The organism is Brevibacterium sp. SIMBA_078 (assembly GCF_046534565.1).
Lineage (GTDB): Bacteria > Actinomycetota > Actinomycetes > Actinomycetales > Brevibacteriaceae > Brevibacterium.
Genome location: NZ_JAWRYQ010000392.1, coordinates 1 through 254, shown reverse-complemented (window position 1 = coordinate 254; position 254 = coordinate 1). Strand labels below are relative to the sequence as shown.

Here is a 254-nt window from a genome sequence, read left to right as displayed (position 1 = left end):
ACCCTGAGGACTCACCGGGTGGTTGGCATATCATTGCTCACACTGATGCCTGCTTATTTGATGCTAAAGCCGCTAACCCTTGCTTATTTAAGCCCGGCGACACCATTGAGTTTGTGCCTGTCAAAGGAGTAAACAATGATTAAGGTTATCAAGAGCGGTATTCAACTTACAATTCAAGATTTAGGTCGTGTGGGTTTTCGACATTTAGGGGTTAGCCGCTCAGGCAGCCTAGATACCTGTGCGCACATTATTGC

1 protein-coding gene is annotated in these 254 nt (G+C 46.5%); it reads left to right on the top strand.

Annotated elements, in window-relative coordinates; genetic code table 11:
* Positions 1-143: carboxyltransferase domain-containing protein (locus SB749_RS20150; RefSeq protein WP_410711872.1), on the top strand; the 143-nt coding region annotated here is incomplete at its 5' end.
* Between the last annotated feature and the right edge of the window lie 111 nt (positions 144-254).